Source organism: Myceligenerans halotolerans (genome assembly GCF_054782975.1).
In genome coordinates this window covers 20,318-29,741 of sequence record NZ_BAAGRL010000027.1, presented here as the reverse complement: position 1 = coordinate 29,741, position 9,424 = coordinate 20,318, and the positions used below count along the sequence as shown (strand labels likewise).

Below are 9,424 nucleotides of genomic sequence, written 5' to 3'. Positions count from 1 at the left end.
CGCGCGCCTGGGCGTCACCTGCGGGTTCGTCATGGGACACGGCCGTCGTGCACCGGCGCGCGTCCGGGCGCCACCGGCCCCGACGCCCCGCACAGGGTTCTCGGACGCGTCAGCCGTCCGCGCCCGGCGGTGTCGGCGCGTCAGTCGTCCGGGCCGGGTGGCGTCGGTGCGGTGTCGCCGGGAGGCGGCTCCGGGGGGTCCGGCGGCTCCGGCGGTGGGGGCGTCACGCAGGCCAGCGCGTGGTCCGGCCGGTAGGTCGTGGTGTACGAACGCTCGATGACCACCTTGCCGTCGCTGATCCGCTCCACCCTGCGGCCGACGGTGATCGTGAAGCCGGGCTGACCGCCCGGGTAGGCCACGCACCCGGCATCCGAGCTGTTCACCACGCCCGGCGACACGATGTTCCGCTTCTCGCCGTCGGTCCAGGTGTTCTTGAGGTACTTGGTGCTCCAGATCCGCACGTGCAGCTGGTTGTCGGCCACCCAGGACTGCATCACGGCACCGTAGGGCGTGTTGTTCCGCACCTTCATGTCCTTGCTCCCCACGGCGATCGTGGCCTCGCGGCCGGCCGGGTAGCGCTCGAACCAGTACGAGTGCGGGTAGTGCTCGACGTCCTCGAACCCGGCGATCATCGCGGCGTTGTACGTGGTGGTGGCCATCTGCGACAGCCCGCCCCCGACCCCGTCGATGTGCTGCCCGCCGATGATCATCCCTGACGCCACGTACCCGTTCGCCAGGGTGATCGGGGACAGCGCCGAGATGAGGGAGAACGTCTCCCCCGGCCGGATCAGGTCGCCGGTGATCATCTCGGCGCCCCGGACCAGGTTCTGGGTCCGCACGTAGTCGCTGGTCAGCGGCGTGGAGAACTCCGCAACGACCTCCTTGACCCCCATCGCCCGCAACGCCTGCGTCGAGTTCTCGGGGGTCTGCTGCACGACCTCGAGCGTCGCCGTGCGGTCGTCGCCCAGCGCCGCGGCACGGATCGCGTTCCGTGTGGGCTTGTCGGCGAGAGTGGTGCCGAGCTCACCGCCGATCACCTCCGGTTTGCCGGACGCGAAACCGAACTGCGCGCCGTCGGCCGTCGTCAGCAGGTCGTCGGTGCGCTCGACGATCGCCTGCGTCAGCGTGGCGCCGTCGAACTGCGTGACGAGTCCGCCGTCCTTCTCGACGAAGCTCGCCGCCGACGCCAGCACCTTCGGCGGCAGCTCCGCCCGCTGCCCGCCGACGCTCACGTCGACCGGTCCCGAGACGATCTTCTCTGCCTCCGCGAGGGCCGCGTCCGTCTCCTCCTGCGTGATCTGCGGGGACACGGTGCTCGTCGGCAGTTCCACGGGGCCGTCCGCGACCAGCCACGCCGACCTGATCACACGGCCCGCGACGCCGGGATCGATCCGCGTGCCGTCCTGGGCGGGCGTCGCCGTCGGCTCGACACCGGCGAACTCGACCGCACCGTCGACCGGAGCGACCGCCATCGAGTCCTCCAATCCGCCGACGGCGGACGCGAACGCCTCGTCGTCCACGTCGAGGACCGGAACGGCGGGACCGGCGCCGAACAGGTGTTGCCACATCCGCGCGGGGCCGAGGCTGAACCCGGTGAGCGAGTCCGCGGTGGCGGGAACGTCCACCGCCAGCCCCGCCGCGACGGGGTCGAGCGTGGTCGACGCCTCACCCGCGACGAGTTCCACCGGCTTCGCGGCGGGTCCCGCGAGCGCGCCGTCGAGCGTCTCGGCGGCCTGCGCCGTGCTCTGCCCGCCGATCTCGGCGCCGGCGACCGTGGTCCCCTTCGGCACGACGTCGGCCTGCACGGCGGCCACGATCGCGTAGACGGCGAGCAGGACGACGACGGCCGACACGGCGCCGGTCCCGATCCTGCGGTTGCGCAGCGCGACGCGGTCGGCGACCGGCTCGCCGTCCGGCCCGGCCCCCGTCCACCAGGCCCGCAGGTCACGCACACGCCGGCCGACGACGGCCCGGGCGGAGCCCTCGGGAGCGCGCGCCGGGGTCGTGGGCGGGACGGGCATCGGGAACGGCGGCACCGCCGGCGCGGGGTCGGGTGCGGGTGCGGGGTCGGACGGCGGAGCGGTCGGGGCGGGGCTCACCCTGGCGGCGTCCTCCGTCGCGGCCTCGACGAGCGCCAGCGCGATCACCTGGACATCGATCGGGGCGGCGAACGCTTCGCCGTCGTCACCGGCGGCCTCGTCATCACCAGCTGCCGCCTTGCCATCGACGGCGGCACGCTCGCCGTCACCGGCCGCACTCCCGTCGCGATCGGCAACGACCTCGTGACCGCCGGCGTCCCCGCCGCCCGTGCTGCCGCTCGTCACCGCGCGATCGCCGGCGGTGGTGTCCGAGGCGACGGCGATCGTGGGACCGGCCGGTGCCTCGTGCCTGGAGTCGGGTGCTGTGGCCGAGTCGGCCGGCTCCGACGCCTCTTCTGTGCGGGCGTCGCCGTCGGGCCGAGGTGCGGCGGCGGCTCCCGGCTCGCCCGCTCCTGATTCGGGGCCCGACTCGACCGGCTGAACCTCGCGCGTCTCCGCCCTGGGCGGGGAGACGGCATCGGACACGTCGGTTCCTGGTGCGTCGCCGTCCCACCCGGTGCTGTCTGCCCGGTCGTCAGGTGACGCGTCACCGTCCGGCGCGTGATCGTCCGGCGCGTGATCGCCCGGCGCGTGATCGCCCGGCGCGTCGTCGGGTGATGCCTCGCCGTCTGACGCGCCGCTGCGTGCCCCGTCGTCGGCGCGCACGTCACCGCCCGACGCGTCCTGGGCGGACACGTCGGCGGCGGGCGCCTGACTCTCCGGCGGATCGTCGCCGAGTGTCGCCGGTGCGTCGTCGGCAGGCACCTCGCCATCCGGCGCGCCGTCCTCGGGTCCCCTGTCGCTCGGTGCCTCCGCCTCGGGGCCGGTCACCAGGCCCGGCGGTGTGCGCGGTCCGGCGTCCGCCTCAGCGTCGCCTCGCGCGTCTTCGGCCTCGCCTCGCCGGTCCGCTCCGGACTCTTCGCCGCTCGGGTCCTCGTCCGTCGCCTCGCCGCTCAGGTCGGCTTCACCAGGGCGATCCCCGTCCGATGCCGGCTCACCCGGTGCTGCGTCCCCCGGCACCGCGCCGCTCGATGCCGCGCCGTTCGGCACGTCCCGGTTCGGCACCTCCCGGTTCGGCACCTCCCCGTCCAGCACAGCCCCGTCCGGTCCCTCCGGATCCGGCGCCGCGGGCTCCGCGTCTTCCGGCGGCGTCGGGTCGAGCGTCGTCGAGCGCTCCGAGGGTCGGTCCATCAAGAAGTCTCCGTGCTGCTGAGCTGGGAAGAATGGGGAGATTGTCGCAGACCTGGACGGCGGGTTCGTCACCGTGGGCGCCGGTCGGCCCCCACCTCGATGAGGCGCGGCATGCCCGGCGGCGCGACCTGGCTGACAGCCAGGTAGCGGGCCTCCGCACGGTGCAGGCGGATGTGCTCGTCCAGCGACCAGTCGGGCCCGTTGGTCAGCACCATCCCGCAGGAGCAGTCGGTCTCCACCCGCCCTCGCGGCAGGTGACGCAGCTCTCCCACGGTCACGTGGGAGGCGCGGGCATCGGCCTTGGCGCGATGCATCGCCGCGCTGACGGGTGCGGTGTCTTCCACGCGCCCAGGCTACGCGGCCGCGGCGACACGGCCGCGCGAGACCCCGGAACCGCGCCGCCTACAGCTCCTCCGGGTCGTCCCAGGAGATGCCGCTCGAGTCCCCCGTCATCGGGTGGAGCTCCTCGGCCGCGAGTCGCTTCGGTGCCTTCGTCGCGTCACCACCGCCCAGCACCTCGCTGCGGGTCGGGCGCCGCTTCGGCGGCCGCGGCGCGATCCGGGCGTACGACGCCAGCGACTCGTCGCCCGGCTCGACTCTGACCACCCTGGGCACGACCTCCTCGGCCCCGGACTCGGCCCCGGCACCGGCCCCCACATCCGTACCGTTCGACTGCGACTCCCCCGCCTCGGTCACCATGAGATCGATCCTCGCAGCCAACGTCGTCCGATGCCTACCCCGACACGATCGGCCACGGGCACGACACGTCCTCGACACAACGTGTTCGCACTCTGACCAGCAGTGAAACTCTGCGCACCCCGGACCGCCCGCCGTCGCACGACCTCCGCACGACACGACGGGATCCTGTTGGGCATCGCCCGGGCCGGGTGTGATGATGCTCGGTATGCAGACCTGGCCCGGCCGTGCCTACCCCCTGGGGGCCACCTTCGACGGCACCGGCACCAACTTCGCCCTCTACTCCGGGGTCGCCGAGCGGGTGGAACTCTGCCTCGTGTCCGACGACGGCAGCGAGAAACGCGTGGACGTGACCGAGGTGGACGCCCATGTCTGGCACGTGTACCTGCCCGGCGTCGGCCCCGGGACGCGGTACGGCTACCGCGTGCACGGCCCGTACGACCCGGCCCGCGGACACCGGTGCAATCCCGCCAAGCTCCTCCTGGACCCGTACGCCAAGGCGATGGACGGCGACATGGACGGCGACGCGTCGCTGTTCTCCTACCCGCTGGACCGGCCGGCGGAGGCCACGGCGCGCAGCGCCTCGCCGACGACGACGGACTCCGCCGGGCACACGCTGACCTCGGTGGTGGTCAACCCGTTCTTCGACTGGGGCCACGACCGCCCGCCCGCCACGGACTACCACGACAGCGTCATCTACGAGGCGCACGTGCGCGGCATGACGATGCGCCATCCGGACGTCCCGCCGGAGCTGCGCGGCACGTACGCCGCCATGGCGCAGCCCGCCGTCGTCGACCACCTCGCAAGCCTCGGTGTGACGGCCGTCGAACTCATGCCCGTGCACCAGTTCGTCACCGACCCGTCGCTGCGGGCGAAGGGCCTGACGAACTACTGGGGCTACAACACGATGGGGTACTTCGCCCCGCACAACGGGTACGCCGGCTACGGCACGCGCGGCGAGCAGGTCATGGAGTTCAAGGCCATGGTCAAGGCGCTGCACGAGGCGGGCATCGAAGTGCTGCTCGACGTCGTCTACAACCACACCGCCGAGGGCAACCACCTCGGGCCGACCCTGGGATTCCGCGGCATCGACAACGCCGCCTACTACCGGCTCGTCGACGACGACCAGGCGCACTACTTCGACACCACGGGCACGGGGAACTCCCTGCTCATGCACTCCTCGGCGGTGCTCCAGCTCATCATGGACTCGCTGCGGTACTGGGTCGAGGAGATGCACGTGGACGGCTTCCGCTTCGACCTGGCGGCCACGCTGGCCCGGCAGTTCCACGAGGTGGACCGACTGTCCGCCTTCTTCGACATCGTCCACCAGGATCCCGTGGTCTCCCAGGTCAAACTCATCGCCGAGCCGTGGGACCTGGGCGCCGGCGGCTACCAGGTGGGCGGGTTCCCGCCACTGTGGACCGAGTGGAACGGGCAGTATCGCGACACCGTGCGGGACTTCTGGCGCGGGGAGCCGGCCACCCTGCCCGAGCTGGCCAGTCGCCTCACCGGCAGCAGCGACCTCTACGAGCACACCGGCAGGCGGCCCGTGGCGTCGATCAATTTCGTCACCGCCCACGACGGGTTCACCCTCAACGACCTGGTCTCCTACAACAGCAAACGCAACGCGGCGAACGGCGAGGCGGGCGCCGACGGCGAGAGCCACAACCGCTCCTGGAACTGCGGCGCCGAGGGCCCCACCGACGACGCCGGCGTCAACCGCCTCCGCGCCCGCCAGCGCCGCAACTTCCTCGTCACGCTGCTGCTGAGCCAGGGCGTGCCGATGCTGTCCCACGGCGACGAGCTGGGCCGCACCCAGCAGGGCAACAACAACACGTACTGCCAGGACAACGAGCTCACCTGGATGGACTGGGAGAAGCCCGACGAGGAACTCCTCGACTTCGCCCGGCGCACCGTCCGCCTGCGCCGCGACCACCCCGTGCTGCGCCGCCGCCGCTTCTTCGAGGGGACGCGCACCGGCGACCTGGCGGACATCGAGTGGCTCGACCTGACCGGCGACAAGATGGACGACACCGACTGGCACACGTCGTACGCCCGCACCGTCACCGTCTTCCTCAACGGCGACGCGATCACCGAGACGGACGGCCGCGGCGAGCCGATCGTGGACGACTCGTTCCTCCTGCTGCTCAACGCCCACTCCGAACGCCTGGACTTCACGCTGCCACCCGAGAGCTACGGGGCGGCGTGGACGGTGGTGCTCGACACCGACGACAACGCCGCCCCCGGGACGGCGTTCGACGCGCGCGCCACACTGCCCGTGACGGGCCGCAGCGTGGTCGTCCTGACCCGCCCCACGGGTGAGGGTCTCGCTCCCCGGACGGCCGCGGCCGCGTCGACTCGCCCTTCCAGCGCGGCCGACTAGGCTTGCCGCCGTGACCGGCCCGAGTCCCGACCCGTCGTTCGGGTCCCCTCCCCCGCCCGGCACCACCCCCGAGTCGTCCGTCCCCGGCCGCCGTCCCGTGGTGTGGGCGCCGCGCGCCCGCGTGGTCGAGGTCCTCCTGCCGTACGACCCGGACGAGGAGCCGGAGCACCTGCCCCTGCGCCTGGTGGGCGCCGACCACCCCGGAAGCTGGGGAGCCGACGTCGACCTCCCCCACGGCACCGAGTACGGATTCTCCGTCGACGGCGGACCGCTCCTGCCCGACCCGCGCTCCGTCTGGCTGCCCGACGGCATCCACGGCCCGAGCCGCGTGTTCGACCCGTCGCGGTTCGACTGGTCCGACGGCGCCTGGTCGCCCCCCGATCTCACGGCGGGCGTGCTGCTGCACGTCGACGTCGCCTCCTTCACCCCCGGCGGCACGTTCGACGACGTCGTCCACCACCTGCCCGAGATCGCCGGCCTCGGCGTCGACGGCATCGAGGTCGCACCCGTCGCGGCCTACGACCCCGACGAGGGCCCGGCCGGCGGCGTCCGGCTCCACTCGGTGGCCCAGCAACTCGGCGGCCCCGCCGGCCTGCAGCGGCTCGTCGACGCCGCGCACGGCGCCCGGCTCGCCGTCGTCCTCAACGTGCCCTACCGCTGGGCCGTCGCCGACGACCTCGGGCTCGACGCCTTCGGCCCCTACTCGACCGGGCAGCCCGCCGCACGCCCGCGAACCCGGGTCGACGACCAGATCGCCGCCACCCGCGCCGCCCAGGCCATGCGGCCGCGTACCGGCCAGATCCCCCTGGCCCGTCCCCGCACCGGGCCGATCAACCTGAGCGCCGCCCTCGGCGCCGCGCGCCTGCGCCGGCCCGGCCGGCAACCCGCCCGCATCGGCTCCGGCCCGACGATGCGCACCGACGCCGCGCTCACCCGCATCAACCTCGACGGCAGCGGCAGCCTCGGCCCGCGCGGCTTCCTCATCGACAACGCCCGGCACTGGTTCCACACGTTCCACCTCGACGGGATCGTCCTCGACACCCCCGCGCTCGCCGACCGCGCGCAGATCCCGTTCGTCCAGGAACTCGCCGACTCGGTGGTGCACGAGGGCGAGCAGGCCCAGCGCCGGTACGCCCTCTACCTCGACGGCCCTGGCCTGAGCGACCGCCTCACCAGCACCGTCGCCGGACTGCTGCTGCAACCCGGGCGCCCCGAGCACATGGCGACCGTGCGCATGCTCGCGGAGACGCTCGCGCCGTCGGTCCGCCGCGCCGCCCGCCAGGGGCCGCGGCACAACCGGCGCAGCATGCGGCGCGCGGGCGCCGCCGTCGTCGAGGACATCACCCGGATGCCCGGCGCGGCGCTGGCCGTGCCGTGGGCCGACGAGGAGAGCCCGGCCCGCGCCCTGCTCGACGTGGACGACGTCGACGTCCGCGCCAGCCTGCTGGCCTTCGCCGTCCTTGCCGGGACGCCGCTCATGCTGGACACCGAGCACCTGCCCGTCGTCCCGCGCACGCCCGAGGAACTGCGCCTGGCCAAGTGGGGCCGTGTCCTCCTGCGCCTGCGCCGCGCCATCGTCACCGAGCTCGAGCTGCCGCTCGACATCCGCGCCTCGACGGACTCGACCGTCCTCGCCGTGGTGCGGGGGCGCGGGGCCCTCGTGCTGAACACGTCGGGGGCGCTGGCCGCGCTCCGGATCTCCACGCTGCTGCGCCCGAACGAAGGCACGATCGGCGCTCCGGCGCCCGGTGACTTCCACCTGCAGGCGGCCTGGGAGCCGGGCGCCACACGCCTCGTGGGCGACACGCTGACGGTCCCGCCCCGCATGGTCGCGGTCCTGCGGGCGGACTGACCGATCCCCGGCGAGCCCCCCGGCCGCCTCTCGCCGAGCACGACGTCGCCGCGGGCGGCAACGGTCTCGGTCCACGGCGACGTCGTCCTCGGCGGACCGTCGGCCCGGCCGCCTCAGCTCAGCGAGCGGCGGCCCTCCTCGGCCAGCGCGCCCAGGCGGGACAACGCGCGGTAGTACTTCTTGCGGTAGCCGCCCGCCAGCATCTCCGCCGTGAACAGGCCGTGCTCGCCGGAGCCGCCGAGCAGGACCGGGACGTCGCGGTCGTAGAGCCGGTCGACCAGCACGACCAGCCGCAGCGCCACGTCCTGCCGCGTCACGGGCCGCACGCCCGTCAGCGCCACGAGCCGCACGCCGTCCAGGAGCGCGCCGTACCGGGACGGGTGCACGGTGGCGAGATGTTCCAGCAGGCCGTCGAACACGTCGAGCGTGGCGTCCTCGACGCCGGCCCCGGCCACGGCGACCTCGGAGTCCGGCAGGGGGCGCGCGTCGGTGACCGTGGTCCGGTGCCGGTAGTCCTCGCCGTCGACCCGCAGGACCTCGAATCGGGCCGCGAGCGCCTGGATCTCGCGGAGGAAGTCCTCGGCGGCGAAGCGGCCCTCGCCGAGGGCGCCGGGCAGGGTGTTGGAGGTGGCCGCGAGGGCGACGCCGCGGTCGGCGAGCTCGCGCAGGAGGCGGGACATCAGGGTGGTGTCGCCGGCGTCGTCGAGCTCGAACTCGTCGATGCACACGAGGTGGCGGGCGGCGAGGGCCTCGACGGTGGGGAGGAAGCCGAGTGCGCCGACGAGGTTGGTGTACTCGACGAACGTGCCGTAGGTGACCGCGCCCGCGCCGAGTTCGGCGGTCACCGCGTGCGCGAGGGAGGTCAGGAGGTGGGTCTTGCCGACGCCGAACCCGCCGTCGAGGTAGGCGGCGGGTGCGGGGGCCTTCTTGCGGAAGACGGCGAAGGGCCTCGGGCGGGTGCCGGCGACCACCTGTGCGGCGAGTTCCTCCAGCCGGGCCAGGGCGCGGGCCTGGCTGGGGTGGCCGGGGTTGGCGCGGTAGGTCGAGAACCGGGCCTCGGCGAAGTGGGGCGGCGGCACCATGTCGTCCACGAGGCGGTGCGCCGGGACCTCCGGCCGTACCCCGGTCAGGGAACGGGTGGTGGTCGGAGCGCCGTGGTCGGTGACTGTCACGACGTCCCACGCTACCGTCGCCCGGCCGGGCCTCCGCCCTCCGGAGACCAAC

The 9,424-nt window shown here is 73.8% G+C and carries 6 protein-coding genes; 2 read left to right on the top strand and 4 right to left on the bottom strand.

All coding sequences use genetic code 11. The annotated features are described in order from the left end of the window. Window positions 1-140: 140 nt before the first annotated feature. From ACYVK5_RS18010 to ACYVK5_RS18000, 3 genes are all read right to left on the bottom strand, one after another. Window positions 141-3,269 carry a VanW family protein gene (locus tag ACYVK5_RS18010; RefSeq protein WP_460707341.1) on the bottom strand — a complete coding sequence of 1,043 codons (3,129 nt, stop codon included), beginning with the start codon at window positions 3,267-3,269 and terminating at the stop codon, window positions 141-143. 68 nt (window positions 3,270-3,337) lie between these two features. Continuing rightward, window positions 3,338-3,613, bottom strand: a complete 276-nt coding sequence (locus ACYVK5_RS18005) for a hypothetical protein (RefSeq protein ID WP_460707340.1) — start codon at window positions 3,611-3,613, stop codon at window positions 3,338-3,340. A 58-nt stretch (window positions 3,614-3,671) separates the two neighbouring features. Continuing rightward, the gene (locus ACYVK5_RS18000) at window positions 3,672-3,968 is read right to left on the bottom strand and encodes a hypothetical protein (protein WP_460707339.1); all 297 of its coding nucleotides are present in this window, start codon (window positions 3,966-3,968) and stop codon (window positions 3,672-3,674) included. A 205-nt stretch (window positions 3,969-4,173) separates the two neighbouring features. On the opposite strand from ACYVK5_RS18000, the gene glgX reads away from it, so the two are divergent. Together glgX and ACYVK5_RS17990 are read left to right on the top strand one after the other, a co-directional pair. After that, the gene (gene glgX, locus ACYVK5_RS17995) at window positions 4,174-6,348 is read left to right on the top strand and encodes a glycogen debranching protein GlgX (protein WP_460707338.1); all 2,175 of its coding nucleotides are present in this window, start codon (window positions 4,174-4,176) and stop codon (window positions 6,346-6,348) included. 10 nt (window positions 6,349-6,358) lie between these two features. Beyond that, window positions 6,359-8,200, top strand: coding sequence for an alpha-amylase family protein (locus ACYVK5_RS17990; RefSeq protein WP_460707337.1), 1,842 nt, complete (start codon window positions 6,359-6,361; stop codon window positions 8,198-8,200). Between the two features lie 113 nt (window positions 8,201-8,313). Here the strand turns inward: ACYVK5_RS17990 and zapE are convergent, their stop codons facing one another. Beyond that, complete coding sequence (zapE, locus tag ACYVK5_RS17985; RefSeq protein ID WP_460707336.1) at window positions 8,314-9,372, bottom strand: cell division protein ZapE; 1,059 nt, start codon at window positions 9,370-9,372, stop codon at window positions 8,314-8,316. Window positions 9,373-9,424: the final 52 nt, after the last annotated feature.

Bases quoted from the DNA above. Each gene is read 5' to 3' on its own strand.
- glgX (WP_460707338.1), top strand. From the start codon at position 4,174: ATGCAGACCTGGCCCGGCCGTGCCTACCCCCTGGGGGCCACCTTCGAC.
- ACYVK5_RS18010 (WP_460707341.1), bottom strand. From the start codon at position 3,269: ATGGACCGACCCTCGGAGCGCTCGACGACGCTCGACCCGACGCCGCCG.
- ACYVK5_RS18000 (WP_460707339.1), bottom strand. From the start codon at position 3,968: ATGGTGACCGAGGCGGGGGAGTCGCAGTCGAACGGTACGGATGTGGGG.